Source organism: Micromonospora sp. WMMD558 (assembly GCF_049315255.1).
In the GTDB taxonomy this organism is placed as follows: Bacteria; Actinomycetota; Actinomycetes; order Mycobacteriales; family Micromonosporaceae; genus Micromonospora.
On sequence record NZ_CP186061.1, the window covers coordinates 1,045,979 to 1,071,622 of the forward strand.

At 74.1% G+C, this 25,644-nt stretch carries 26 protein-coding genes; 12 read left to right on the forward strand and 14 right to left on the reverse strand.

What is annotated here, in order from left to right:
* Nucleotides 1-134: 134 nt before the first annotated feature.
* On the forward strand, nt 135-1,532 hold the full coding sequence (gene eccD / locus ACN26Y_RS05020; protein WP_155329145.1) for a type VII secretion integral membrane protein EccD: 1,398 nt from the start codon (nt 135-137) through the stop codon (nt 1,530-1,532).
* Between the two features lie 42 nt (nt 1,533-1,574).
* Here the strand turns inward: eccD and ACN26Y_RS05025 are convergent, their stop codons facing one another.
* Nucleotides 1,575-2,759 carry a type VII secretion protein EccE gene (locus ACN26Y_RS05025; protein WP_155329146.1) on the reverse strand — a complete coding sequence of 395 codons (1,185 nt, stop codon included), beginning with the start codon at nt 2,757-2,759 and terminating at the stop codon, nt 1,575-1,577.
* 152 nt (nt 2,760-2,911) lie between these two features.
* Here ACN26Y_RS05025 and eccB point away from each other — a divergent pair, with 152 nt between their 5' ends.
* The 5 genes from eccB to ACN26Y_RS05050 all read left to right on the forward strand — a co-directional run bounded on the left by eccB (nt 2,912) and on the right by ACN26Y_RS05050 (nt 7,786).
* A complete protein-coding gene (eccB, locus tag ACN26Y_RS05030; protein WP_155329147.1) occupies nt 2,912-4,369 on the forward strand; it encodes a type VII secretion protein EccB in 1,458 nt (485 codons plus the stop codon).
* A gap of 97 nt (nt 4,370-4,466) precedes the next feature.
* Nucleotides 4,467-4,835 carry a hypothetical protein gene (locus tag ACN26Y_RS05035; RefSeq protein ID WP_155329148.1) on the forward strand — a complete coding sequence of 123 codons (369 nt, stop codon included), beginning with the start codon at nt 4,467-4,469 and terminating at the stop codon, nt 4,833-4,835.
* A complete protein-coding gene (locus ACN26Y_RS05040; RefSeq protein ID WP_155329149.1) occupies nt 4,828-6,153 on the forward strand; it encodes a WXG100 family type VII secretion target in 1,326 nt (441 codons plus the stop codon). Before ACN26Y_RS05035 ends, ACN26Y_RS05040 begins: the two co-directional genes overlap by 8 nt.
* A gap of 245 nt (nt 6,154-6,398) precedes the next feature.
* Nucleotides 6,399-6,812: a hypothetical protein gene (locus ACN26Y_RS05045; protein ID WP_422734406.1), complete on the forward strand. Its 414-nt coding sequence runs from the start codon at nt 6,399-6,401 to the stop codon at nt 6,810-6,812.
* 164 nt (nt 6,813-6,976) lie between these two features.
* Nucleotides 6,977-7,786 carry a hypothetical protein gene (locus tag ACN26Y_RS05050; RefSeq protein WP_155329151.1) on the forward strand — a complete coding sequence of 270 codons (810 nt, stop codon included), beginning with the start codon at nt 6,977-6,979 and terminating at the stop codon, nt 7,784-7,786.
* Between the two features lie 120 nt (nt 7,787-7,906).
* Here ACN26Y_RS05050 and ACN26Y_RS05055 read toward each other — a convergent pair whose 3' ends face one another.
* Complete coding sequence (locus ACN26Y_RS05055; RefSeq protein WP_155329152.1) at nt 7,907-8,242, reverse strand: YkvA family protein; 336 nt, start codon at nt 8,240-8,242, stop codon at nt 7,907-7,909.
* Nucleotides 8,243-8,459: 217 nt separating this feature from the next.
* Here ACN26Y_RS05055 and ACN26Y_RS05060 point away from each other — a divergent pair, with 217 nt between their 5' ends.
* Complete coding sequence (locus ACN26Y_RS05060) at nt 8,460-8,849, forward strand: pyridoxamine 5'-phosphate oxidase family protein (RefSeq protein ID WP_230688883.1); 390 nt, start codon at nt 8,460-8,462, stop codon at nt 8,847-8,849.
* A 310-nt stretch (nt 8,850-9,159) separates the two neighbouring features.
* Complete coding sequence (locus ACN26Y_RS05065) at nt 9,160-9,834, forward strand: C39 family peptidase (RefSeq protein WP_155329154.1); 675 nt, start codon at nt 9,160-9,162, stop codon at nt 9,832-9,834.
* 121 nt (nt 9,835-9,955) lie between these two features.
* On the opposite strand, the gene ACN26Y_RS05070 is transcribed toward ACN26Y_RS05065, so the two are convergent.
* From ACN26Y_RS05070 to ACN26Y_RS05100, 7 genes are all read right to left on the reverse strand, one after another.
* Nucleotides 9,956-11,158, reverse strand: a complete 1,203-nt coding sequence (locus tag ACN26Y_RS05070; RefSeq protein WP_155329155.1) for a M20/M25/M40 family metallo-hydrolase — start codon at nt 11,156-11,158, stop codon at nt 9,956-9,958.
* Nucleotides 11,155-11,949, reverse strand: a complete 795-nt coding sequence (locus ACN26Y_RS05075; protein WP_305070150.1) for an amino acid ABC transporter ATP-binding protein — start codon at nt 11,947-11,949, stop codon at nt 11,155-11,157. The genes ACN26Y_RS05070 and ACN26Y_RS05075 overlap by 4 nt, the downstream gene beginning before the upstream one ends.
* The gene (locus tag ACN26Y_RS05080) at nt 11,946-12,800 is read right to left on the reverse strand and encodes an amino acid ABC transporter permease (RefSeq protein WP_155329156.1); all 855 of its coding nucleotides are present in this window, start codon (nt 12,798-12,800) and stop codon (nt 11,946-11,948) included. The genes ACN26Y_RS05075 and ACN26Y_RS05080 overlap by 4 nt, the downstream gene beginning before the upstream one ends.
* A 117-nt stretch (nt 12,801-12,917) precedes the next feature.
* A complete protein-coding gene (locus ACN26Y_RS05085) occupies nt 12,918-13,862 on the reverse strand; it encodes an ABC transporter substrate-binding protein (protein WP_155329157.1) in 945 nt (314 codons plus the stop codon).
* 91 nt (nt 13,863-13,953) lie between these two features.
* Nucleotides 13,954-14,874, reverse strand: coding sequence for a MurR/RpiR family transcriptional regulator (locus ACN26Y_RS05090; protein WP_230688884.1), 921 nt, complete (start codon nt 14,872-14,874; stop codon nt 13,954-13,956).
* Nucleotides 14,875-14,947: 73 nt separating this feature from the next.
* Nucleotides 14,948-16,384 (reverse strand): pre-peptidase C-terminal domain-containing protein, encoded by a 1,437-nt coding sequence (locus tag ACN26Y_RS05095; protein ID WP_155329158.1) that lies wholly within the window; start codon nt 16,382-16,384, stop codon nt 14,948-14,950.
* Nucleotides 16,385-16,531: 147 nt separating this feature from the next.
* Nucleotides 16,532-17,785, reverse strand: coding sequence for a cyanophycinase (locus tag ACN26Y_RS05100; protein WP_155329159.1), 1,254 nt, complete (start codon nt 17,783-17,785; stop codon nt 16,532-16,534).
* A gap of 157 nt (nt 17,786-17,942) precedes the next feature.
* Between ACN26Y_RS05100 and ACN26Y_RS05105 the strand changes: the two genes are divergently transcribed.
* Entirely contained in the window at nt 17,943-18,542 is a 600-nt protein-coding gene (locus tag ACN26Y_RS05105; protein ID WP_155329160.1) for a hemerythrin domain-containing protein, read from the forward strand.
* A gap of 55 nt (nt 18,543-18,597) precedes the next feature.
* On the opposite strand, the gene ACN26Y_RS05110 is transcribed toward ACN26Y_RS05105, so the two are convergent.
* Nucleotides 18,598-18,780 carry an antitoxin gene (locus ACN26Y_RS05110; RefSeq protein ID WP_155329161.1) on the reverse strand — a complete coding sequence of 61 codons (183 nt, stop codon included), beginning with the start codon at nt 18,778-18,780 and terminating at the stop codon, nt 18,598-18,600.
* A 244-nt stretch (nt 18,781-19,024) separates the two neighbouring features.
* Here ACN26Y_RS05110 and ACN26Y_RS05115 point away from each other — a divergent pair, with 244 nt between their 5' ends.
* Nucleotides 19,025-20,134: an AI-2E family transporter gene (locus ACN26Y_RS05115; RefSeq protein WP_422734407.1), complete on the forward strand. Its 1,110-nt coding sequence runs from the start codon at nt 19,025-19,027 to the stop codon at nt 20,132-20,134.
* Here ACN26Y_RS05115 and ACN26Y_RS05120 read toward each other — a convergent pair.
* On the reverse strand, nt 20,126-20,776 hold the full coding sequence (locus ACN26Y_RS05120) for a dienelactone hydrolase family protein (protein ID WP_155329163.1): 651 nt from the start codon (nt 20,774-20,776) through the stop codon (nt 20,126-20,128). The genes ACN26Y_RS05115 and ACN26Y_RS05120 overlap by 9 nt on opposite strands.
* A gap of 203 nt (nt 20,777-20,979) precedes the next feature.
* Here ACN26Y_RS05120 and ACN26Y_RS05125 point away from each other — a divergent pair, with 203 nt between their 5' ends.
* Nucleotides 20,980-21,159: a hypothetical protein gene (locus ACN26Y_RS05125; protein ID WP_155329164.1), complete on the forward strand. Its 180-nt coding sequence runs from the start codon at nt 20,980-20,982 to the stop codon at nt 21,157-21,159.
* Between the two features lie 72 nt (nt 21,160-21,231).
* Here ACN26Y_RS05125 and ACN26Y_RS05130 read toward each other — a convergent pair whose 3' ends face one another.
* Together ACN26Y_RS05130 and ACN26Y_RS05135 are read right to left on the reverse strand one after the other, a co-directional pair.
* Nucleotides 21,232-23,607, reverse strand: a complete 2,376-nt coding sequence (locus ACN26Y_RS05130; protein ID WP_155329165.1) for a glycoside hydrolase family 65 protein — start codon at nt 23,605-23,607, stop codon at nt 21,232-21,234.
* Entirely contained in the window at nt 23,604-24,434 is an 831-nt protein-coding gene (locus ACN26Y_RS05135; RefSeq protein ID WP_422734408.1) for an HAD-IA family hydrolase, read from the reverse strand. The genes ACN26Y_RS05130 and ACN26Y_RS05135 overlap by 4 nt, the downstream gene beginning before the upstream one ends.
* 114 nt (nt 24,435-24,548) lie before the next feature.
* Here ACN26Y_RS05135 and ACN26Y_RS05140 point away from each other — a divergent pair, with 114 nt between their 5' ends.
* Entirely contained in the window at nt 24,549-24,959 is a 411-nt protein-coding gene (locus ACN26Y_RS05140; protein ID WP_422734409.1) for a hypothetical protein, read from the forward strand.
* A 118-nt stretch (nt 24,960-25,077) separates the two neighbouring features.
* Here the strand turns inward: ACN26Y_RS05140 and ACN26Y_RS05145 are convergent, their stop codons facing one another.
* On the reverse strand, nt 25,078-25,542 hold the full coding sequence (locus ACN26Y_RS05145) for a DUF4442 domain-containing protein (protein WP_155329168.1): 465 nt from the start codon (nt 25,540-25,542) through the stop codon (nt 25,078-25,080).
* Nucleotides 25,543-25,644 lie beyond the last annotated feature (102 nt).

Below are 25,644 nucleotides of genomic sequence, written 5' to 3' on the forward strand. Positions count from 1 at the left end.
GAGACGATCGCGCGGGCGGCCCGGGTCGTCGGGTGGGCATCGTACGCGCCCGCCATCGTAGGTAATCTCCCGTGGGCGTCACGGACCCGTGCGGCGCGGGCCCGGCCGGCCGGAGGACGAGCGAGGAGGCCACTGTGGCGACGAAGACGGCGACCGGTGGGCTGAGCCGGATCACCATCGTGGCGCCGCGCACCCGGATGGACCTGGCGCTGCCGTCCGACGTACCCCTGGCGGACCTGCTGCCCACGCTGCTGCGCTACGCCGGCGAGGACTTGGCGGACGAGGGCGTCCGGCACGGCGGCTGGCGCCTGGCGCGGCTCGGCGGGCCGCCGCTGGACGGGGGACGGACGGCCGCGCAGCTCGGCATCCGCGACGGCGAGGTCCTCTACTTCAACCCGCGCACCTCGGCCGCGCCGGAGATCGTCTTCGACGACGTGGTCGACGCGGTGGCGACCGCCACCAACCAGCGTCCGGGGGCCTGGCAGGTCGGCACCACGCGCGCCTTCGCGGTGCTCTTCGCGGCGGTGGCACTCGGCGGCGGCGCCCTGGCCGCGCTGTTCACCGGCCCACCGCAGCTCCCCGGCGCACTCGCCGCGCTGCTCGTCGCGGTCGCGCTGCTGGTCGGCGCCGCGGTGCTGTCCCGGGCCGCCGCCGACAGCGCAACCGGGTCGGCGCTCGCCCTGGCCGGTCTGGGGTACGCGGCCGTCGGCGGCCTGCTGCTGCTGGCCGGCGACCGTACGCTGACCGAGCTGGCCGCCCCGCACGTGCTGCTCGCCGCCACGGCGGTCGTGCTCGGCGCGGCCGTGGCGGCGCTGGCCGTGGGGGACCGGCTGCCGGTGTTCTTCGGCGCGGTCGCGGTCGGCGCGGCCACCGCGGTCGGCGCGCTGCTCTGCCTGGCGTTCGGCATCGGCCCGGCGGCTGCCGCGGCGGTCGTGGCCGCCGTGGCGTTCGGGGCCGTCCCGGCGCTGCCCATGGCCGCGTACCGACTGGCCCGGCTGCCCGTCCCGTCCATCCCCACCGGCCCGGAGGACCTGAAGACCGACAGCGAGTCCGTGGACGGGCGGCGGGTGCTCCAGCTCAGCGAACGCGCGGACGAGTTCCTCACCGGTCTGGTGTGGACGGTCTCGTTGCTGGTCCTGGGCGCCGAGCTGGTGCTCGCGCTGGACGGGCGGCTGCCGGCCGTCCTGCTCTGCCTCGTCCTGGCCCTGCTCTCCCTGCTGCGGGCGCGGCCGTTCCTCGGCCGGGCGCAGCGGACGCCGGTGCTGTTCGCGGGGACCGCCGGGCTCGGCCTGGCGGCCGCGGCCGCCTTCACGGACGGATCCGTGGCGCTGCGGCTCGGTCTCATCCTCGGCGGCCTGCTGCTCGCCGCCGTGGTGAGCCTGATCTACGGCCTCACGGTGGCCGGCAAGCGGATCTCCCCGGTGTGGGGTCGGCTGCTCGACATCGTGGAGATCCTGCTCATCATCGCGCTGGTACCGCTGGCCGTCTGGGTCGTCGGCCTCTACGGCTGGATCGTCAACCTCCGCCCCTGACCCGCGGGGAGCTGCCCGCGCGGACGGGGCACCGGCTCGCGCTCAGGCGGTCGGGGCGAGGGTGTCGACGCTTGCAGCCACCGGTGCGGTGGCGTAGACGCCGGGCGCGTGCTGGCCGTCCACCGGGCGGGACGGCGCACCGCACTTGCGGGCGACGTCCCGGACGACCTTCACCAGCGCCTCGACGTGGTTGTCGAGCGCCGCGACGCGTAGCAGCGGCGCTGCCAGCCGGCCGCCCGGCAGCACCCCGACAGCGAGCGTGTGCGACGGTGCGGAGGTCGCGGTGACCGCGTCCACGAGCGTGGCGTACGACGCCTCGGCGCGGGGCCGGAGGGTGAGGCAACGCTGCGTCCAGCCGAAGCCGCGCAGCCCGGTCCAGGTCTCGGTGGGCGGGGCGGGCGCCAGGTCCAGCCCGGCCGCCGAGAGAACCGCGGCGCGCAGTTCGTCCCGGCCGAGCGGGCGGTGGGCGAGGCCGGCCGCGGTCAGCGCCTTGCCCAGCCGGCCGACACCCGCCGAGAGCGTGCGGTGCACCCCGGGCATCCCGCCGCCGCGGCTGACCGACTCCACCCGGGCGTCGCGCACCGACAGCCGCAGCGCCACCCAGACCGTCCGGTGGGCGGCCGGGGGCGCGCCGGGCGCCGGGTACCAGACCAGGGTGTGCGACACCACCTGGGCGCGGGTCACCGGACCGCTGAACTCGGTGAGGACGCGGACCGCCCGGTCCACCACCGCGGCCTCGACCGGTCCGGGCCCGGACCGGCCCTGCACCGCCACGGCGGCGAACCAGCCCTGGGCGTCCTGTCCGACACCGAGCCGGGTACCCCGGTCGGTCAACTCGACGACGGTCAGCTCGGGCGCCAGCGGGGCCAGGCGGGGGTCGACCGCGGTGCCCGCCTTGACGCTGCTCCGCGCCCGCTCGGCGCGCCGGCGCAGGCGGCGGCGCAGCAGCAGGTCCTCGTACCACCAGCGGCCGCCCCGGCGGGCGAGCACGGCGACCACGACCAGGGCGGCGAGCACGGCGACGATCGGGGCGAGCCAGGTCGGCCCGCCCAGCGTCGCCGCGACCGCGAGGGCGCACAGCTCCAGGACGACGAGCTGCCCCACCGCGACGGGCCCGAGCCGACCCCGTCGGGGCGCCGGACCGGACGGGGCGGTGGCCGGCCGCTCCGCCCGGGCCGGTGCGCCGGTCTGCGGGGGGCGGCCCGGAGGCGCCTGAACCTGCGTCATCGGTGGCAGTCCTTCCTGGACGGACCGCGGCGGCGTCGTCACCGGCGCGGGCGGCGGTCCCGGTGGCCCGCCGACGGCCCCTTATCGTAGGGAAGCCCGCGGCGCCGACACGGACCCGATCGTCGCGGACCCACCCCCGCCGGAGGTTAGCCATGCGGACCCGCCGCGACCAGGTGCAGGCGTACCGCTTCGTCACCCGTCGGATCGTCTCGGCGCTGCTGTCGGGCGACCCGGAGACGAACAACCTGCCGATGCGGCGGCTCGGCATGGCGGTCTTCGGCAGCGTGATCGCCGCGGCGGTGGTGCTCGGCGGCGTCGGCGCGTACGGGCAGCTCACCGGCAACACGGCCCCGCTGGAGCAGAACACGCTGGTGATCGAGCGGGAGACCGGCGCGACGTACGTCTTCCTCGACGGCCAGTTGCATCCCACGCTCAACTACGCCTCGGCCCGCCTGATCCTCGGCGAGGCCGACCCCGAGATCCGCACGATGTCGCAGGCGTCGATCCGGGACCGGCCGCGCGGCCGTACGGTCGGCATCGTCGGCGCCCCCGACGCCCTGCCGGACCGGAAGTCCCTCACCGGACTGCCCTGGTCGGTCTGCGACGTGCCGGACCCGGCCGGCGCCGGCCGCTCGGCCACCCGCCTGGTGATCGACCGGGCGCTGCCCGGCGGCACGCCGCTCGGCGACCGGGCGGTGCTGGTCCAGGTCGACGGCCAGCGCCATCTGCTCACCGGCGACGCCCGGCTGCAGGTGGTTGGCGGTGACGCGGCGATCGCCGCCCTCCGGATGGCCGGGGCGCCCACGGTCGCCGTCGGCCAGCAGTTGCTCAACGCGGTGCCCGCCGGCCCGACCCTGCGCGAGCCGTCCATCCCGGGGGACGACGAACCGGGCCGGGTCCGGGTGGGCGGCTCGGAGGCCCGGATCGGTCAGGTCTTCCGGGCGGCGGGCCGGCACTACGTCCTCACCCGCGAGGGGCTGGCCTCGATCGGTGAGGTGAGCGCACTCCTGCTGCTGCGGGCCGGCGGGACAGTGACCGACATCACTCCGGATGAGGCGGGGCGGCTGCTGACCGATCAGCGCGTGGAGGCGGAGGGCCTCCCGCAGACCCTGCCCGCGCTGCACCCGGTCGCGCCGGGCCGGTCGGTGCTCTGCGCGACGTACCGCGCGGGCGCGGACGGCGGGCCGCCCACCACCACCATCGAGGTGTTCGACCGGGCCCCGGCCGAGCTGTCCGCCGACCGGGAGGGCCCGCTGCCGCTCCGGCAGTCCTCCCGGGACGGCGTACGCACGGCGGAGACCGTGCTGCTTCCCGGCGGCAAGGGCGTGCTGGTCCAGGCCGCGACCGGCTCCGGGGAGAGCGGCGCACCCGCACCCGGCGCCACCGTGCACCTGGTCACCCCCCAGGGGCTCCGCCACCCCCTCGGTCCCGGCGCGCAGACCGCGCTCGGGTACGAGGGAGTGACTCCGCTGGTCGTACCGGCCTCGCTGCTGGCGCTCATCCCCACCGGCCCCACTCTGGACCGGGAGGACGCGCTGACGCGGTACGCGCCGGCCGACCCGTCCCCGCCCGCGGCGCCGGCCGCGACCGGCTCGCCGGCCGCCGAATGACGGGACCCGGCCGTCGGCGGGTCGCCCGGCGTCGCCCCGGTCGACTAACCTGAGCGTCGCCAACGGTTATCGACTCACGACGTACGGGGATACTGCCATGACCGGGCGCACGACAGTCGACCTGATGTCCCTTGAGGACTTCCACCGGAAGCTCGCCAACCGGCTGGCCGAGGCGGAGCGGGCGGTGCGGAAGCTCGACACCGAGATGCAGTGCCGGCCGCCGGCACTGGGCACGTTCGCCGACGCGACCGACAACGCCCGACGGTACAGCGACATCCACCTGGCCTACTCCCAGCACGTCGCCCGGCTGCGCACCGCCGTCGAGGCGGCGCAGAGCGCAACCGCCACGATCCTGGCCCGCTACCGCACGGCCGAGGCCCGCAACTCCGCCAACTCCGCCGACATCGCCGCCGCCCTCGCCGGGGTCGACGAGGCGATCACCCGGAAGGAGGAGCCGCGTGTCTGAGTACACCCAGCGCTACCAGCCCGAGAGCCACCAGGCCCTCTACGACGGTGTGATGGCCGGTCAGCCCGGTCAGATCGAGGGCGTCGCCGCACAGTGGACGACGCTGAAGGGCATCGTCGACGACCTCCGCCGCGAGCTCAACGGCGATCTGGAGAAGCTGGCCAACACGTGGACGGGCGAGGCGGGCCAGGAGTTCCAGCGCCGGCTGGGCTTCGTCGCCGCGTACGCGGAGTCGCTGGGCGAGGGCATGGCCGACGTGAGCCGCGGGCTGATCCTGATGGCCGACCACCTGCGTACCGCCCGGGAGCAGGCCGAGAGCCCGGCCGAGACCGACGACCACGACCAGGCGATATCCGGCGCGGCGAAGGGTGCGGTCTTCGGTGTGCCCGGCATGGTCGTCGGCGGGCTGCTCGGCCACCAGCAGGACAAGGCCGAGCAGGAGAAGGCGCACCAGCGGATGGTCAACGTGGTCTCCGAGCTGGCCGCCGGCTACGACCTCTCCGCGTACGGGCGGCTAGTGCCCCCACCGCCGCCACCACCGGACACGCCGGGTTCGGTCGACCGTGACGGCACGGCGCCGCGCAGCGGCCCGGCGGTCGGCACGCCGACGGCCGCGCCGACCGCGAGCGGGCTGTCCGCCCGCACGGGCGGGGCGACGGTCTCGACGCAAGACCGGGCGTCGGGCGGGCCCACGTCCGGCACCGGGGGCACGGCGAACCCGGCCGGGGGCGGCGCTGCGGGCACCGGGACGCTCGGCGCCGCACCCGTCGGCGGCACCTCGCTCGCCGGCGCCGATCCGTTGCTCGGCGGCGCGCTGGCCGGTGGTGCCGTCGCCGGCCTGGCCGCGCTGGGCCGGGGCGGCGGCGCGACGGCGACCCCGGGCACCGGCCCCGGCCTGACGTTCGGCACTCCGGGCGGCACCCCGGCCGGCGGAATCGTCGGCACCGGCGCGCTGGCCGGCTCCAGCGGCGCCGCACCCACCTCGGCCCGGCCCGCCGGCGGCACCGCCACACCGGACAGCCGGTCCGCGACCGGAATCGGCCGCAGCGTCGACGGCCGCCGCGGTGAGGGCTCCGGCCGGGACGCCGCCCCCCGCCAGGGCACGGCCGCCAGCCGGGTGCCGGGTGACCGGGCGGTCAGCGGCATCGGGCGTACGGACGCGGGCCGCACGACCGCCGCCGGCGCCCGCCCGGGCCTGCTCGGCGCCGGCCGTGGCAGCGACGACGAGCCGTCCGACGGGCGGCTGACCTGGCTCACCGAGGACGAGATGGTCTGGCGGGACGGCCCGGAGGGCGCGCCGCCGGTGCTCGGCAACTGATTCGACAGGCACCCCCGGGAAAGGGCCACCCGGTCGGTGGCCCCTTCCGCGTCTCTCGAACACCGTCGGGTGCGTGGTGCCGTGGGATTGATCGTGGGTGACGCCCACCGGAAGGCGCGTGCTCGGCGGACGCCGGCACACCTACGCCGGCCCCGCACTGGTCCACATCGCACACGTGGTCGCGGTCACCCGCTTCGTGCCCGCCGAAGGCTGCGCCGGCCGCCGTCCGGCGATAGGTTTGTCGGGTGTCGTCCGTCGCGCCCGCCCGCCCGCTGTGGGGCGCCGTGCTGCGGTCGCTGCGCGAGGTGACACGGCTGGCGGTCGTCGCGCTGGCGCTCGGCGCCGGGTTCGGTGGCGCCCCGGCCACCGCCACCGCCGCACCGCCGCCGGCGGTCGTCGAGGCGGCCCGACCGGGCATCGTGATCGACGCCGATCCCGTGGCGGCGTCCGGGCCGACCGACTCGCCCGCCCTGCGGACCGTCGCGACGTGGGCCGCCGTGCCCGCGACGTGGGACGGGTCCACGCCGGCCGGCGGAGCCGTCGTCCGGCCGCTCGGCGAGCTGACCGTGAGCCGCGGTGTGGTCACCGACGGCCGGCACGAGCCGGCGGGCGAGCCGGGCGAGGGTGGAACCACCCGCCGGGGCCCGCCCACCGCCTGATCCGGCGCCCCTGACGCGCGACGCGCGCTCCTCCTTTCGCGTGTTGGAAGGGAACAAGCCCCGCGAGGGGCGCACCGTTCCCGGATCCCGCCGGCACACCGATCTCCTGCCCGTCACCGGGCCACCACAGTCGAGTTCGTCCTCCGACCGCAAGGTGTCACCTGATGCAGACCGTGCTCTCCGCCGTTCTCCTCGACGTTCCCCGTGCCGCCGTGATCTGGCTCAGCCTGCTCGCGGTGGTCGCCGTCACCGTTGCCGCCCTGCTGCTGCGGCCCGGCCGGCTGCGCCTCGGCGTCGGCGCCCGGATCCACCGTGCCGCGATGCCGAGCGAGTTGGAACGGGCGGCGGAGGAACGGGAGTTGAGCCGGTACGCCGGGGAGGTCGGCGTCGCCGCGGACCGGGCGGCGACCACCGCCCGCCGGCTGCGTACCGAGTGGCTGACCGCGCAGGAAGCGGTCGAGTCGGCCTGGACGGCGTACCAGGAGGCGGAGGCCGAGGTGCACCGGTTGACCACGGCCGCGGCGCTGCCTCTGCCGCGTACGGTCCGGACCCCGGCGGAGTACGCCGAGCGGGAGCGGTTCCTGCACCGGGCCGCGCGGGGCGCGTACGAGCGAGGTGAACTGTCGGTGGAGCAGCTCACCGCCGTCCTCGCCCATCAGGACGGGTGGGATCCCCGGCTGCACCCGGTCGAGCAGGAGCTGGTGCTGCGCCGGGCGGCCCGCGACAACCTCGCCGCCCGCCACTGTGCGGCCCGGGAGCGGGAGCAGGCGGCGTGGCGGGCCGCCGAGCGCGCCGCCGAGGCGGCACGCGCCCTGCGCACCGAGGCGTACGCGGCGACCCGCCGCCGCCCCGAGGAGCAGCCGTCGGTGCTCGCGTTGATCGGCGGGCGCGAGCCGGAGCAGACCCGGGAGATTCCGGCGGTGACGCCGACGGCGGCGGTGGCCCGAGGCCACGCGGCCATTCCGGCCTACTGACGGTCCCGGCCTACCGGCCGCGCAGCCGTCCCGGCCTGCCGACCGTCCCGGCCTGCCGACCGTCCCGGCCTGCCGACCGTCCCGGCCTACCGGCCGCGCAGCCGTCCGGGCCGTCCCCGCCTACCGGCCGCCCGGCCGGCGGGTGACGGCTGGTGGGGTCGGCTGGCCGGGCAGCCCGGCGTCGCCGCGGTGGACGGCCCGCCGTTGGCGCACGAGACGGCCCAGGTAGAGCAGGGTGCCGGCCAGCACGGCCATGTCGTCCAGGTAGATCGGGTCGGGCAGCACGTCGACCGGCAGGATCGTGTAGATCAGCGCGCCGTAGAAGGCGACCCGGCCTCCCACGCCGAGGTCGCCGAGCATGCGACGCATGCGGAACACCCGGATGGCCAGCAGCACGGCGCCGACGAGCGTGGCGACCGCCACGACGCCGAGGATCAGCCAGGCCTCCCGCGACACACCAGTCACGCTAGCCCAACCCGGCCACCCTCGCCCGGCGCACGCTGCCGCTGCTGCCCCGTGGCCGGCACCGCTCGCCGTGATCCTGAAGTTGCGGTGCCGGAGTGGCGGTGCCGGGCGAATCCGGCATGCCATGACAGACCGCCCACCACGGGTCGATGATCGACCGGACGGGCGGCGTGCGAGGATCGGACCGGCCGGGAGGAGGGGGAAGCGGGTGGAGCTGCGGGATCAGCGGGTTGTCGAGTTCAGCCGGGAGCGGCACCTCGCCACGTTGACCACGCTGCGCGCCGACGGCACCCCGCACGTCGTACCGGTGGGGGTCACGCTCGACCCGGCCGCCGGTCTGGCCCGTGTCATCACCAGCGGGACGTCCCTCAAGGCCCGGCACGTGGCCGCCGCGGGCGCCGAGGGCGCTTCGGTGGCGGTGTGCCAGGTGGACGGCCGGCGCTGGCTCACCATCGAGGGCCGGGCGGTCGTGCGATCCGACCCGGCGGCGGTGGCCGAGGCCGAGCGCCGGTACGCCGAGCGCTACCGCACCCCGCGCCCCAATCCGGCCCGGGTCGTCATCGAGATCACCGTGACGCGCCTGCTGGGAAGCCTGTGACCGGCTGACCGGATTCGGCCGCGCCCAGTGGGGCGCACGAGCCGCCTGGCCCCCGTCGCCGCACCCCGAGCACAGGCGTACCGCGTGACCGGCGCCACCCGTACCCCGGAATCCCCGCCCTTCCCCTGCTGTTGTCTTCTCCGGTGGTCGAACCCGACGCGAATCGCGTCCGGGCCGGCCCGTTGCAGAACCGGTGTGCCCGCGGGCCGTCCCGCCCCGGGCTTTCACGTAGCTGAGCCGAGCGCCTTTCCTGGTGCTTGCCGTCTCCGGCCCGCCGGAGGCGTCAGACCCCCCGAATGGAGCCCGACTTATGAGTCTCATCGCGAAGAAGAGTGGCCTGTCCGTCGCCTGCCTGCTCGTCGCCGGCGGGTGCGTCGTCGGGCCGACCGCCAGCGCCCACGCCGCCCCGGCCGGCACCGACCCGGTCACGTCGGTCCGGGCCGACAAGGGTGACCGGAACGACAAGCCGGGCCGGGACAAGCGGGCCGAGCGCATGCTGGGCATCGAGTACGAGGCCCAGCCCAACTTCTACTACTGCGGCCCGGCCGCGACCCGGATCGCGCTGTCGGCGCAGGGCAAGGCGCTGCCGCAGGACGAGGTCGCGAAGATGCTGGGCACCACCGAGGCCGGTACCGACTCGGCGCTGGACACCACCCGGGTGCTCAACGAGCTGACCGGTGGGAAGTACCGGACCACCGAGATCCGGGGCCCGCTGGCCAAGCCGGAGGAGGTCGACCGGCTGCGGAAGGACATGCTCGACGCGGTGGACGCCGGGCGTCCGGTCGTGGCGAACGTCAAGGGCACGGCCGTCGACACCGACGGCGCCCCGCACTCGTACGAGGGCGGCCACTACCTGACCCTGGTGGGCTACCGCGACGGCGGTGACCTCGTCCGCATCGCCGACCCGGCCGCGCCGCAGGGCGAGTACTGGATGACCCTGGAGAAGGTCGCGAACTGGATCGCGGAGCGCGGCTACTCCTCCTGACCGGTCACGGGCCGGCCTCCCCTCACCGGGGAGGTCGGCCCGTCGGCGTCTCCGGGGACGGTGGCCGCGTCGCCCAGCCGGCGCCGGCCGTCGCCGCGCTCGGGATGCCGGCGCCCGCCGGTCAACGGGTGACGGTCCACCCCCGGCTGACCTCGTGGACCAGCCCGGCGAGCAGCGCGGTGCGGGGGACGACGGAGTCCAGGTCCAGCCACTCGGCCGGGCTGTGGTCGGCTCCGCCGACCGGGCCCAGCCCGTCGAGCACCGCCGCGCCGGCCTCGGCCAGCAGGTTCGCGTCGGCGCAGCCGCCGGTGGCGGTGTGCGACACCGGTACACCCAGCCCGGCACCCACCTTGGCGGCCAGCTCGGCCAACCGGTGGCCGGCCGGCCCGTGCTCCCACGGCGGGGTGGGCGCGTGCACCGCCAGGTCGGCGCGTACGCCGGCGACTTGCGGCTCACTGACCAGGCGGCGGATCTCGGCGAGGGCGGCCTCGTACTCGCGGGTGTGCCACGCCCGTAGGTCGACCAGCATCCGCGCACGGTCGGGGACCACGTTGGGCCGGTCTCCCGAGGCGAGGTGCCCGACGTTGATCGTCACCCCGGGCCATCGACCGTTGAGGGCGTCCAGCGCGACGGCCAACCGCGCGGCGGCGACCAGGGCGTTCGCGCCCCGCTCCGGTTCGATGCCGGCGTGCGCGGCACGGCCCCGGAGGGTCACCTCCAGGTCGGCGACGCCCTTGCGGGCGGAGACCAGGTCGCCGTTGTCACGGGCGCACTCCAGGCAGAGCGCCACGTCGGCCTCGGCGCCGAGGGTACGCAGCAGCGGCCGGCTCCCCGGGGAGCCGATCTCCTCGTCCGGGGTGCAGACGAGCAGCAGCTCGCCGTACCCGTCGAGGCCGAGGTGGGCCAGCACCTCGACGGCGGCCAGGCCGGCGAGCACGCCGCCCTTGTCGTCGCTGACCCCCGGCCCGTACGCCCGGCCGTCCTGCACGCGGAACGGGCGGGCGGCGGCGGTCCCCGGTGGGAACACGGTGTCCAGGTGACCGACGAGCAGGATCCGCCGGTCACCGCGCCCACGTCGGCGGCCGACCAGCACGTCGCCGAGGGGCGCGCCGCCCCGGTGGGTGACCGGCTCACGCTCGACCGCCAGGCCGGCCGCGAGGCACCAGGTCTGCACCAGGTCGGCGACCTGGCGCAGACCGTCCACGTGACCGGATCCGGAGTCGACGGCGACGAGTTGGGCGAGCCGCTGGTGGTACGACGCGAGCCGGTCGCCGGCCGCGGCGAGCAGCTCGGCGCTCTCCACCACCGGGTTGTGGACGCTCACAGGACCTTGTCCAGGAACGCGCGGGTGCGGGCGTGCCTCGGGTCGCCCAGCACCTCGTCGGGCGGGCCGGCCTCCACCACGACCCCGCCGTCGAGGAACGCGACGGTGTCGGCGACTTCGCGGGCGAAGCCCATCTCGTGGGTCACCACGACCATGGTCATGCCGTCGGCGGCGAGGCTCTTCATGACATCGAGCACGTCGCCGACGAGTTCCGGGTCGAGGGCCGACGTCGGCTCGTCGAAGAGCATCAGCTTCGGGTGCATGGCCAGCGCCCGGGCGATGGCCACCCGCTGCTGCTGGCCGCCGGAGAGCTGGGCCGGGTAGGCGGTCGCCTTCTCCGCCAGGCCGACGCGTTCCAGCAGGGCGAGCGCCTCGGCGCGGGCCTTCTCGCGCGGGACGCCGAGGACGCGCAGCGGCGCCTCCATGACGTTGCCCAGTGCGGTCAGGTGGGGGAAGAGGTTGAACCGCTGGAACACCATGCCGATGTCGCGTCGGCGGCGGGCGACCTCGCGGGCCTTCAGCTCGTAGAGCTTGTCGCCCTGCCGGCGGTAGCCGACCAGCTCGCCGTCGACCCAGAGCTGCCCGCCGTCGATGCGTTCGAGGTGGTTGACGCAGCGTAGGAAGGTGGACTTGCCGGAGCCGGAGGGGCCGAGCAGGCAGGCGACCTCGCCGGGCGCGACGGTGAGGTCGATGCCCTTGAGCACCTCGACGTGGCCGAACCGCTTGGTGACGCCCTCGGCCTTCACCATCGGACGGGTCGCCGTAGCCACCGTCCCGTCGGTCGCCGTCATCGGACTCCTCCCCGGGCGAAGCCGCGCCCGAACCGGCGCTCGATCAACCACTGGCCGGCCGAGAGCAGGCTGACCAGTGCGAGGTACCAGATCGCCGCCACCACGAGCAGCGGGATCACCTTGTAGTTGCCCTGGTAGACGGTCTGCACGGCGGTCATCAGGTCGCGACCGGCGATGATCGAGACCAGCGCGGTGGACTTCAGCATGGTGATGGTCTCGTTGCCCATCGGCGGGATGATGACCCGCATCGCCTGGGGCAGCACCACCCGGCGCAGGGTCAGGGCCGGGCTCATGCCGAGGGCGGCGGCGGCCTCGCTCTGGCCGGCGTCGACGGCGAGGATGCCGCCGCGGATGACCTCGGCGGCGTACGCCATCTCGTTGAGCGACAGGGCCAGCACGGCGGCGACGGTGCCGGTGACGACCACGCTGGTCGGCTGGTCGAAGAGCACCGTGCCGGTGAACGGCACGCTCAGCGTGAGCCGGGGGAAGAGCGCCCCGAGGAAGCCGAAGAAGATGATCTGCACCAGCAGTGGCGTGCCGCGGAACACCCAGATGAAGGCCCAGGAGACACCGCGCAGCACGGGATTGGCCGACAGCCGCATCACCGCGAGCAGGACGCCGCCGGCCGTGCCGAGCAGCATCGCCAGCAGGGTCAGCCAGAGCGTCGTGACGACGCCGTCGAGGATGTAGTCCTTGAAGAGGTACGCGCCGATGGTGGCGGGTTCGAGGTTGGGGCTGTCCAGCAGCGCCCGGAGGAAGAGGGCCGCCACGCCGGCCACGAGGATCGCGGTCAGCCAGCGACCGTAGTGCCGGACGGGGACGACCCGTACGGTCTCGGTGTCGCTCGTCATTGAGGTGCCTCCAGCGGGGACGGGTGCGGCGGTCGCCGGGCGCGCCTTCCGGGCCCGCCCTCACGGAGTCGGAAGGGCGCCCGGCGACCGCGGTTCAGGGGGTCGCCTCCGCCGTGCTCAGTCGATGGCCTGGTCGATCGTGGCCTGCTTGACGGCGATCGGCTCCTGCTTCCACCGGGCGAGGATCTTGGTGTACGTGCCGTCGTCGATCAGCGACTGCACGGCGGCCCGGTACGCCTCGGCCAGCTCCTTCTTCGCCTTGAGGAAGCCGAAGCCGTTGGGGCTGGCCAGCCACCCGTTCGGGGCGGACGGGTCGTCGACCAGCTCGGCCTTGCCGGTCAGGGTGGGGGCGACGTCCACCAGGTTGACCTTGGTGGCGGCGACCACGTCGACGTTGCCGGCGATCAGCGCCTGCACCGCCTGCGGGTTCTCCGGGTACTCCTTGACGTCGACGGCCTTACCGGCGCAGCTGGCCTTGCTGTACTCGGCGAGGTTCTTCGCCTGGTTGCTGGCCTTCTGCACGGCGACCTTGCGGCCGCACAGGTCGGCGACGGTCTTCACGCCCAGCGGGTTGCCCGTCCTGACCAGGAAGCCGGTGCCGGAGGCCGAGTAGTCGACGAAGGTCGCCACCTGCTGGCGCTCCTTCTTGTCGGTGATGCCGCCGACGATCGCGTCGTACCTGGCGGCCTGCAGACCCGGCACCAGGCCGTCGAACGGCTGCTGGCTGAAGGTGGCCTTGACGCCCAGCCGGGCGGAGGCGGCCATGAACAGGTCGTAGTCCAGGCCCATGAACTCGTCGGTGCGGCCCTCGGTCTTGAAGTCGATGAAGGGCTGGTAGGGGGCGTTGGTGGCGACGGTGAGGGTGCCCCGGCCGCGGACGTCGGCGGGGACCTTCTCGGCGAGCTCGGTGTCGGTGGTGACCTCGCCGACACCCTCGATGGTGACGGTGACGGTCGTGACGTCCTCGCCGGCCGCTGCGGTGGAGGTTTCACCACCGCAGCCGGCGGTGCCGGCGAGGAGGGCCGTGGCCGCGGCGGCCAGGGCGAACTGACGGATGCGCATGGGGTGTCCTTCCGGGGGCCAGACGAACCAGCCCCCGGACTGTAACGCTCATTACGAGCGCTGTGAAGTTTCAAGTTTCTGTAACGCGAAGTCAGCTCTCCTCGAACGTCTGCTGCGCCTGCTCCATCGCTTTCAGGCGCTTGCCGGCGATCGGCCCGAGCCGGTCCATCAGAGCGGCCACCAGCGTCTCCACCAGCGCCAAGGTCGGCACGAAGCTGTCGTACGGCGACGGCGACTCGACCCGGCTGGGCAGGACCACCTCGGCCAGACCGGCCACCGGGGAGAGCCACCGGTCGGTAAACAGGACTATCCGGGCGCCGCGGGCGGTGACCTCGCGGGCGAGGGCGAGGGTCGGCTCCTCGTAGCGGCGGAAGTCGAACAGCGCGAAGAGATCCCGCCGGCCCACGTCGACCATCATGTCGGTCCGTTCGACGGGGGTGGCCGGGAGCAGGCGGCTGTTGCCCCGCACCTGCATCAGGTGCAGCACCAGGTAGTGCGCGAGCAGGCCGGAGAACCGGCCACCGGCGGCGGTGATCCGCAGCTGCTGGTCGGCGAAGAGGCGGACGGCGGCGTCCAGTTCGCCCTGCGGCAACTCGGCCAGGGTGCCGGCGACCGCGTCCGGCAGGCTGGCCGCGGCCCGGGACCGCGCTCCGGCCAGCGGGACGCCGGTACGCTCCGCCGCGCGGTACGCGGTCAACGGCGAGGTCTCCCGCTCGGCCAGTTCGTCCCGCAGGGCGCGCTGGAACTCCGGATAGCCGCCGAAGCCGAGTCGGCTCAGGAAGCGCAGGACCGTCGGCGCGCTCACCTCGGCCCGCTCGGCGAGCGAGGCCACCGTGCCCAACCCGGCGGCCGGGTACGACGCCAGCAACGCCCGCGCCACTCGCCGTTCCGCCGGGCTGCACTCACCGAGGCGCTGCCGGATCAGGGCCGCCACCCCCGGATGATCCGGACCGGTGGCGGCCTGGTCGTCGGCCGGACGGCCGGGATCGCCGGCAAGATCGGAGGTCGACACGCGCTGAGCGTAACCGCCGACCGGCGTCCGGCCTCCTCACGGCCGCCGGGCGCCGCGCCCGGTTCGAATAGGATCAGGACTTGGACACGGTGCAGGTGTAGTCGGCGGTACCGGAGCCGGAGTACGCCTCGACCTCGACGTAGTAGGTGGCCGACCCCGAGGACGTCCGGGTGAAGGAGGCCGACTCGTCCACCCCCGCGCCGTCGTTCACCGAGCGGACCACCGTGCTCCCGTTGGAGGTCAGCAGGTACAGGTCGGCGTCGTACGCGGACGGAACGGCGCAGCTCACGCCGATCGTCTGTCCGCTGGCGAGGCTCACCTTGAAGTAGTCGCGGTCGCTGCTGCTCTTCATGTCACCGGTGACGGTCAGCGGGTAGCTGTTGCCGGTGACGTCGTTGGCGGCGTTGCGCGTGTCGTTCGGCTCCACCTCGGCGTAGCTGGATCCGCCACCGGGTGGCGGCGGCGTCGAGCAGTCGGTGACCGGGGTGCCACTGTAGAGGTTGCCGCTCGGGACCCCGTTGGTCACGCTCTTCAGGTAGTAGCCGCAGGTCGGGCGGTTCGCGAAATCGTAGGTCTGCCCGTTGGACAGCCGCCAGATCTTGAAGTTCGAGAACGTCAACGGCTGCCCGGCGACGGCCACCTCCGGCTGGTGGTCGCCGAGGACCACGTACGCGCTGGTGCCGCTCAGCGTCGCCCGCCCGTTCCGGTCGACGAACAGCGAACCGCCCTCCTCGACGCCGACGCCCCAGGCGGCACCGCCACTGGTGCGTCCGTCCTTGATGGCCCGGGCCACGAAGGCCATCGTCCGGCCCATCCGGTCCCGCGCGACGAAGTGCGAGTCGTTGATCGTGTTGGCGAAGTTCGGCCAGCGGAACATGCCGGTGGTGAAGGTCATCGACCGGTCGTACGGGTTGTCCAACGCGATCGACGAGGTGGCGCTGCCACCGCATGCGTCGTACACGATGTCGCTGTTGATGTGGTGGCCGGCGCTGCCACCGCCGACGCCGCCGCCCTTGGCCACGACGGATTCGACGGACGCCTCCAGCAGAGTCCCCTTCCACGCGGCGTAGCGGCACTGGTCGCCACCGGCGAAGTAGACGAACTCGGCGTTGCGGACGTCCGCGTTGACCTGGCTGTTGTTGCCGTCGTTCGAACTCGTCAGGGTCAGCGTGGTGCACGAGTTCACGCCGGACAGACCCATGATGTCGTCGCACTCGGGCGTGCCGCCGTCCGAGCCGGCCAGCACGGCCACGTCGATCGATCCGGCGCCGCCACGGATCGCGTTGATCGCCTGGGTCATCGTGGCGGCCACCACGCCGCCGGATCCGTTGAACGTGTAGGCCGGGCCGGACCACGACGCCCGGCTGACGTCGGTCGAGCTGCCCTGCCGGTCGCGGATGACCTGGGCGTGGGCCGCGGTCACGCCGATCGGCGCGATGGTGGCGGCGAGGCTGACGGCGGCGAGGACCGCCGTGCGGGTGCGGACGGGGTTGTGGCGGGCACGGGACATGGGCACCTCCGGGGGGCCACGGATCGATGAAACAGAAGTTACATCCATTAATCTTTAACCTCAATAAGTAACCGTTGTTACACGCGCATGACGAGCCCGGGCGTAGCGGAAGGAGGGCCCCCGGCACACCCGGGGGCCCTCCGGTGCTCACTTCGCGCCGATGCCGATCACGACGTCGGCGAACGCCGTCGACCCACCGGCCCGGTACGCGACGAAGCCGCGGCCCCGGGTCAGCGTCGCCTCCCACTGCGGGTCGTTCTCCCACGACACGTCGGACACCGACGCGCAGCCGGCGTTGACGACCAGCCCTTCGGCGAGGTTGACCAGGCCGTAATTCCAGAAGACGTCCCCGGAGGGCGTCACGTCGCAGGTGTCCGCGCCGGTCACCCGCTGCTTGCCCGGACCGAAGACCGGCTGCCAGCGGTCGGCGCGGTACCCGTCGCCCCCGGTCAGCCGCGTCCACCGCACGCCCTCGACGCCCCACACCGGGGTACCGGTCACCCGCGCCCGGCGCAGGTCCAGCACGGTCACGCCATGCTGGCCGACGACCCGCAACTGCTGACGCCGCGAGCCGACGCCGGTCACCACCAGAGCGGTGTTCTCGTCGAGGCCGAAGACCCGGTGGTTGCGGGTGTCCGACGCGAGCCGGATCGACCGGGCCTCCCGGCCCCGCCGGGAGAAGTGCGTGTCCAGAAGGCCGTCGGTGAAGAACCCGAACCCGCCCTTGGGGAGGTAACCGAGGATGCTCGAATCCTCGAAGTACCCCGGCCTGGCGCCGTCGCGCAGTCCCGGGTCGACCGAGCCGCCGGTGATCATGTCGCGACCGGCCATGATCTGGGCACCGGCGCTCGTGCCGGCGACCACCGCGCCCTGCCGCAACTTGCGGCGGACCGCGGCCAGCGCCGCCGAGTCCCGCTGGGCCGCACCCCGGGTCATCGTGGTGACGTACCGGTACTGGTCGCCGCCGCCGAAGAAGAAGCCGGTCATCGAGTCGATCTGGGCGACCACGGCGGGGTCGTCGGCCTTCTCGGGATGGTCCAGGTCGATCGGGATCCACTGCGCGTCGGCGGCGCCGAAGCTCTTGAGGATCTTCGCGTAGTACTCGCCGTTGCAGACGCTGTTGTTGCAGTCGGGGGTGCCGGCGTCCGGGTCCTCCGACGGCACCGGAGCCGCCGCGGTGAAGATCCCGATCCGAGCCTTGCCGGGGCCACCGGCGAGCCGGACGATACCGCCGTAGATGGCGGTGTTGTCGTCGGCGAGGGCGCCACCGACCAGCACCAGGCTGCCGCCCGTGCGGTGGTGGGACGGGCCGGCCGCGGCGGCGGCCGGGGCCGGGGGGACGCTCAGCGCGACCGCCGTGACAGCACCGACCCCAAGGGCCAGCAGACGATTCAAGGGCATGGCTGCTCCTCACAGGGACCGTGAGGGCGGGCCGCGCCGAGCGTACGGCAGCCCGGACGGCGATGACAACGGGCGCGCGGACGACGGCGGTGGGTTCGACCGGCGACCCCGGGGTAGGAGGGCCCGCACCGATTCCGCAACCGGTAAGGGGCACGACATGACCGACACCCAGACGACGGGACCCGACGTTCTCGACGTCCTCATCACCGACCACCGCGAGGTCGAGGTCCTCTTCGTCGAGCTGGAGAACCGGCAGGGCACCCCCGAGCACCGCCGGCACCTGGCCGACGTGGTGATCGCCGAGCTGGTCCGCCACGCGGTCGCCGAGGAGATGTACGTCTACCCGGCCGCCCGCAAGGCGCTGCCGGACGGCGACCAGATCGCCGAACACGAGATCGCCGAGCACTCCGACGCCGAGCGGACCATGAAGGACCTGGAGTCGGCGGACCCCAGCGACCCCCGGTTCGACGAACTGCTCACCCACCTCACCCGCACGATCCGGCACCACGTGCAGGACGAGGAGTCCGACCTCTTCCCCCGGCTGCGGGCCGCGATGGCCCACGAGGAACTGATGGAGCTGGCCGGCAAGGTCGAGGCGGCCAAGAAGGCCGCGCCGACCCGGCCACACCCGGCCGCTCCGGACCGGCCCCCGGCGAACAAGCTGCTCGCCCCGGGCACCGGCCTCGTGGACCGGGTGCGGGACGCGCTGAGCGGTCGCCCGACCACGAGGACGGAGCTGCGCGACAAGGAAAGCTGACGCAGACGGTCCCGGGCCGCCCCGCAGGGGGACGGCCCGGGATCGGGTACGCCGGTCAGCGGGCCTGGTCGCCCTGGCCGGTACGTGCCTGGGCCATGTCCACGCCCTTGTCGGTCTGCTCGTCGTACTTGCCGCCGGTGCGCTGGTCGGCCTGTTCGCCGGCCTTCTCCAGCCCCTGGTCGACCTGCTTGTCGTGCTTGTCCGCGAAGTCCTTGGCCTTGTCCATGAAGTCGCTCACGGCGGATCCTCCTCGATCGGGGTTCGGTCCTCCGCGTTCCCTGGGGCGGATGGCACAAACGCGGACGTGCGGTACCGCGCCGGCCCCACTGCTCCACGTGTCGGGCGTCGCCCCCGGGGCCGGCGGCGACGTCACCGCCCGGTCGCGCCGCGACTCGCGTCGCGACGCCGGCCGAGGGCCTAGCGTGGGTGTCGCGGGAGCGCTGTCCGGGTACCGACTCGCCCGGAGATCGAGGAGGGCCGACGTGGTCGACGACGGACGGACGACTGAGGAGTCGAGGGACCGGGGGCCCCGGGCAGCGTGGGCCGGCCTGCCCTGGTTGGTTCGCTCCGCGGTGCTGTGGAGCGTGTGCCTGGTGGTGGTGGCCGCCGGGCTGTACCTGCTGGGCCGGATCGCGGTGCTGCTGGCGCCGCTCGCCATCGCGGTGGCGGCCACCCTCTTCCTGACCGCGATGCTCGACCCGGTGCAACGGCTGCTGCGCCGGCTGCGACTGCCGGGATCCCTCGCCGCGCTGCTGACGGTGGTGCTGCTGCTCGGTGCCCTCGTCGGTGTCGGGGCTCTGGTGTGGAACCTGACGGCGGAGCAGTTCGACAAGCTGAGCGGCGAGCTGATCCGGGGCGTGCAGGAGACGCGGAACTTCGTGACCCGCACCCTGCCGGTCACCGACCAGCAGCTCGACCGGCTGATCGACCAGGCCCGGCGGGCCCTCGGCGGAGGGGGCGGCCTCGACCCGGTGTCCGGCGCGCGCACCGCCGCCGAGGTGCTCGGATCCGCCCTGCTCGCGCTGGTGCTGCTCTTCTTCCTGCTCAAGGACGGCCGCTCGATGTGGCGGTGGGTGCTCGACCGGATGACCGGGCCGAACCGGACGGTCACCGCCGAGGCCGGCCGGAACGGCTGGCACACGCTCGGCGCGTACAGCCGGGGCACGCTGATGATCGCGGCGATCGACGCCATCGGCATCGGGCTCGCCCTGGTGCTGCTCGGGGTGCCGCTGGCGTTCCCGCTCGCGCTGATCGTCTTCTTCGGCGCGTTCATCCCGATCATCGGCGCGACGGTGACCGGCGCGATGGCGGTACTGGTGGCGCTCGCGGCCAATGGCCCGGTCACCGCCCTGCTGGTGCTGGCCGCCGTGATCGCGGTGCAGCAGATCGAGGGCAACCTGCTGGAACCGCTGATCATGAAGCGACAGGTGAACCTGCACCCGGTCGTCATCCTGGTCGCGGTCACCGCCGGCACCCTGATCGCCGGCATCGCCGGCGCCTTCGTGGCCGTCCCGATCACGGCGGTGCTCTGGCGGGTGATCGACACCGTCCAACAGCACCGCGCCGCCCCCTCGTCCGGGGCGTCAGCGTAGGTGGGTGGTGAACCAGGTCGCCGCCTCGTGGGCGACCTGTTCCAGGGCACCGGGCTCCTCGAAGAGGTGGGTGGCGCCGGGGACGATCGTCAGCTCGGCCGTCTCCGGGAGCGCGTCCTGGGCCTGCTCGTTCAGGGCGATCACCTGCTCGTCGAGGCCACCCACCAGCAGCAGGGTCGGGGCGCGGACCGTCCCGAGCGCCGGGCCCGCGAGGTCCGGCCGGCCGCCCCGGGACACCACGGCCCCGACCAGGTCGGGGCGCTCGGCGGCGGCCACGAGCGCCGCGGCCGCACCCGTACTGGCGCCGAACAGCCCGATCGGCACCGCACCGAACGGCCGCTCGGCGGCGAGCCAGTCGACGATCGCCGCCAGCCGGCGGGCGAGCAGGCCGATGTCGAAGCGCAGCTCGGCGGTACGGGCGTCGACCGCGTCCTCGGCGGGGGTCAGCAGGTCCACCAGGACGGTGCCGAGGGCGCTCCGGTTGAGCACGTGAGCCACCGCCACGTTGCGCGGACTGTGCCGGGAGCTTCCGCTGCCGTGCGCGAAGGCCACCACTCCCACCGGTTCCGCCGGCACCAGCAGGTCCGCCGTGAGGCGGGCCTCCCCCGCCGGGATCGTCACCTCGCTGCTCCCCACATCCATACCCCCACATTCCCACCCACCCCACCGCCATGCGTGCAAGGAAGGGCCCCTTGTTAACGCCTCCGGTAGAGGAAGGGCCCCTTGTTAACACCCGCCCGCCGGGAGCCGCCTGCGCGTTTGCCCGTCGGCGCGCCGGGAAGGCGGTGGGCGACCGCAGACCGTACCGGCGCGCACCGCGCCCCCGACGGATCGCGAGGATCGCCATGGCGCAGCAGCAGCGAGGGTCCCGGCAGCAGCCGGCCGAGCGGGACCGACGGGAACAGGACGCCGAGCGCAACCGGGACTGGGCGGACGAGGCGGCGCAGGCGCGTACCGCTGACGATCCGCGGGCGATGGCGCCCCGCGACGCGGCGGGTCGCCCGTCGCAGGGCAGAGCGCTCTGACCCGGCACGTGTGTTAAGAAGGGGCCCTTCCTCTACCGGAGGCGTTAACAGGGGCCCCTTCCTTGCATCCCGCTAGGGCGCGCGTTCGGGCAGGCGCAGCAGGGGGCCGCGGCCGGGCGGCTGCTCCGGGGTGGGGCCGGACACCTCGGGCGGGGGGATCGGCACGGTCACCGGCTCGGCGCAGGTGACCTGGATCCGCCGCCCGTGGTGCCGCAGCTCCATCGTCTCGCCGGAGTCGCCGTTCCGCAGGGCGTACGTGGTCCGGTGCGGTCGCACGTCGACCCGCAGCCGCATCCCCCGCCACTGGAGTGAGAACTCCAGGCGGCTCAGCCGGCTGGAGAGCCGGGGCGCGAACGAGAGCAGGCCGTCGTGGTCGCGCAGCCCGCCGAACCCGGCGACCAGGGCGATCCACGCGCCCGCCAGGGACGCCATGTGCACGCCGTCCCGGGTGTTCTCGTTCAGGTCGTGCAGGTCCATCAGCGCGGCCTCGCGCAGGTACAGGTGCGCCAGTTCGGGGTGGCCGACCTCGGCCGCGAGCACCGCCTGCGTGCAGGCCGACAGCGACGAGTCCCGGACCGTACGGCGCTCGTAGTACAGGAAGTTGCGCAGCTTCTGGTCCGGCGTGAACGCGTCCCCCCGCCAGTGCATCGCGAGCACCAGGTCGGACTGTTTGACCACCTGCTTCCGGTACAGGTCGAAGTACGGGTAGTGCAGCAGCAGCGGGTACTTCTCCTGCGGTGTGTGGGCGAAGTCCCACTCCTGGAGCCGGGTGAAGCCCTCCACCTGTTCATGGACGTCGATCTCCTCGTCGTACGGGATGTGCATCGACGCCGCCGCGTCCCGCCAGGCGGCCGCCTCCTCGTCGGTGACGCCGAGGTGGAACGCCTCGTCCCGGTACCGCATCACCGCGTCCGCCGCGCTGATCAGGTTCCGCTGGGCCATCAGGTTCGTGTAGATGTTGTCGTTCTTGACGGCCGTGTACTCGTCCGGGCCGGTCACCCCGTCGATGTGGAACTGCCCGTGCCGGTCGTGGTGGCCCAGCGACCGCCACAGCCGCGCGGTCTCCACCAGCAACTCCAGGCCGATCTCCCGCTCCAGGTCGGTGTCGCAGGTGGCCAGCACGTACCGGCGTACCGCGTCGGCGACGGCGGCGGCGATGTGGAACGCGGCGGTGCCGGCCGGCCAGTACCCGGACGACTCCATCCCCTCGATGGTCCGCCACGGGAAGGCCGCGCCCTCCAGGTTGAGCGTACGAGCCCGCTCCTGCGCGGTCGGCAGGGTGCGGTGCCGCCAGTAGAGGGCGTCGTGCACGGCGGGCGGATGGGTGTACGTGAGCACCGGCAGCACGAACATCTCGGTGTCCCAGAACGCGTGCCCGTCGTACCCCGGTCCGGTCAGGCCCTTGGCGGCGATCGACCGGCGTTCCGCCCGCGCGCCGGCCTGGAGCACGTGGAAGAGCCCGAAGCGGACCGCCTGCTGCACCTCCGGGTCGCCCTCCACCAGCACGTCGGCGGAGTTCCAGAAGTCGTCGAGGTACTCACGCTGCTCCCGCAGCAGCCCTTCCCAGCCGTCCAGGCGGGCGGCGGCGAGCGCCGCCCCCACCTGGTCGCGCAGCGCCGGCAGCGAGCGGCGGCTCGACCACCCGTACACCAGGTACTTGACGACCCGCAGCGTCTGGCCGGGCTTGAGGACGCAGGCGATCGTGGTACGCACCCAGTCCTGGTACCCCTCGGACTCGACGCTGGTCCGCGCCTCGGTCTGCACCTCGTGCTCCATCGCGGCGGCGACCCGCAGCCCGGAGACCTTGGTGCGGTGGATGAGCAGGCCGCCGTCGTCCGTGGTCAACTCCTCCTCGGCGAGCAGCGGCGACTCCAGCACCGCCGCGACCCGCGGGTCCTTGCTCTGCGGCGGCAGCGTCTCGTTGGCCACCAACTCCGACTGGATGATCAGGCGCAGCGGCTTGTCGTCGGCGACCTCCACCTCGTAGTTGATGGCGGCGGCCGCCCGCTGCCGGAACGACACCAGCCGGGTGCTGCGGACCCGCACCTCCCGGCCGGCTGGCGAGCGCCAGTGCACGGACCGGTGCAGGGTGCCCTCCCGCAGGTCGAGCACCCGCTCGTGGGAGAGGAGTTCGCCGTAGCGCACGTCGAGCGGCTCGTCGTCGACGAGCAGCCGGATGAGCTTGCCGTTGGTGACGTTGACGATCGTCTGGCCGGACTCGGGGAAACCGAAACCGGCTTCCGCGTACGGCAGCGGGCGCAGTTCGTAGAACGAGTTCAGGTACGTGCCGGGCAGGCCGTGCGGCTCCCCCTCGTCCAGGTTGCCGCGCAGCCCGACGTGCCCGTTGGACAGGGCGAAGACCGACTCGGACTGGGCCAGCACGTCCATGTCGAGGCGGGTCTCCCGCACGTGCCACGGCTCGACGGGGTACGCCCGTTCCCGGATCATGCGCCGGGCTCCCGGTCCCGCACGACGGGCCCGCGGTCGAGCCGGCTCGACTCCCGCGGGGCCGCCACCCGGCCCGGACCGGCCGGATCCGGGTCGAGCAGGTCGGCGAGATCCTCGACGACCACGTCGGCGCCGTTCGCCAGCAGTTCCTCGGCCTGGCCGACCCGGTCGACACCCACCACGTACCCGAACCCGCCGGCCCGTCCGGCGGCGACCCCGGCGAGCGCGTCCTCGAAGACCGCGGCGTTGGCCGGCTCCACGCCGAGCAGCCGCGCGCCGGCGAGGAAGGTGTCCGGCTCCGGCTTGCCGCGCAGCCCCTCGGCGCGGGCGACGAGGCCGTCGACCCGCACCTCGAGCAGCGGTTCCAGGCCGGCCGCCGCGACCACCTCGCGGCCGTTGGCGCTCGCCGTGACGACCGCGCGGCGCAACCCGGCGACGGCCGCCGCCTTCAGGTACGCCACCGAGCCGGGATAGACGTCCACCCCGGAGGTACGCAGCGTCTCGAGCAGCAGCACGTTCTTGCGGTTGCCGACGCCGTGCACCGTGTCGACTCCCGGGGGGTCGCCCGACTCTCCCTCGGGCAGCACGATGCCGCGCGAGGCGAGGAACGTGCGCACCCCGTCGTAGCGGGGCCGGCCGTCGACGTACCGGTTGTAGTCGTCGCCCGGGTCGAACGGCCGGAACGGCTCACCGCTGGCCGCCGCGCGACGGCGCAGGAACTCGTCGAACGTGGCGGTCCAGGCGGCGTTGTGGACGCGGGCGGTCTGCGTGAGCACACCGTCCAGATCGAAGAGACAGGCGGTCACGTGAGCAGGTAGGCCCAGCACGGTACGAATCTATCCAGACCTTCGGCCGGGGAAACCCGGTTCGGCCGAAGCCGCCGCGGCACCTGGCCCCGGTTCCGCGTTTGGCTCCCGGGCCGGTCAGGGAAAGACCATCGCATGGCGAAGGACGACTACTGGCCGGCGTGGTACCGGATCTCCCTGTCGGTGGTATGCCTCCTCGGTGCGGTGTACGCGATCGCCGTCGACCGGCCGTACCTGGCGGGCTTCGCCTTCCTGGCCGGGATCATGGGGCTGGTGGTCGCCCGTCGACGGCCCGCCGGGGCCGGCCAGCCGGCGGGGTCGAGCAGGGTGGCGGGGGCGGTCGCCGCCGTCGGGTTCGCCGCGCTGGCGGTAGGGGCGGTCGTCTTCCTGCTCGACGCCGACGGGAACGTCACCGCGTACGTGGTGGGTGGCGTCGTGCTGGCCATCGCCCTCTACGCCGTGGTCGCCGTGGCCGTCCGGATGCGGCAGTTGGGCCGCCGCGGCCCGGTGTCCGGGTCCACCCAGGGCGGGACGGTCGAGGGCTGAGCCGCGCGGACGTCCTGTGGTCGGGGCGCTGGTGTACCTCCTGCGTCGGCGCTGACGGCAGGCTCTGCCGCCGCCGATCGGCGGTGCCGCCGGGTGGCTGCACCGCCGAGGTCCGTTGTCAGTGCGGGCGCAGCGTCCAGATCACGGTCATCTCGCCGGTCACCTTGCCCTCTTCGGTGGCGATCTCGACGGGCACCGGGAACTCCGGCCGCTGGCCGGCCTCCAGCTCCGCGATCACTTCGGCGGCCGGGCGGCCGAGCCGCGCGGTCGCGCGCACCGGGCCCATGGCGAGCTTCCGGTACGCGATGTCCGCCCGCACGGCGAGCGGCGTGGCCCGGTCGAGCAGGTGCCCGAACGCGGCCATGACGACCGCGCCGGAGGCGGTCTCGCCGAGGGTGAACATGGCGCCGGCGTGCGGCCCGCCGACGTGGTTGTGGGTGGCCGGCGAGTCGGGCAGCCGGACGACCGCGCGGACCCCACCGTCGGCCTCCGGGGCCACCTCGACGAATTCGATGTCGAGCGTGCGGGCGAACGGGACGGCCTCGAGCATGGCGGTCGCCACCAGGCGAGAGTCGATCGTCATGCCCGTACGTTACCCGTGGGTAACTTTTGGGGCAAGGCCCGATTGCTGGGCTCGGGCTGCGGCATCCGGGGCCGCTGCCGCCGTCCGGCACCGCCGGAGCGT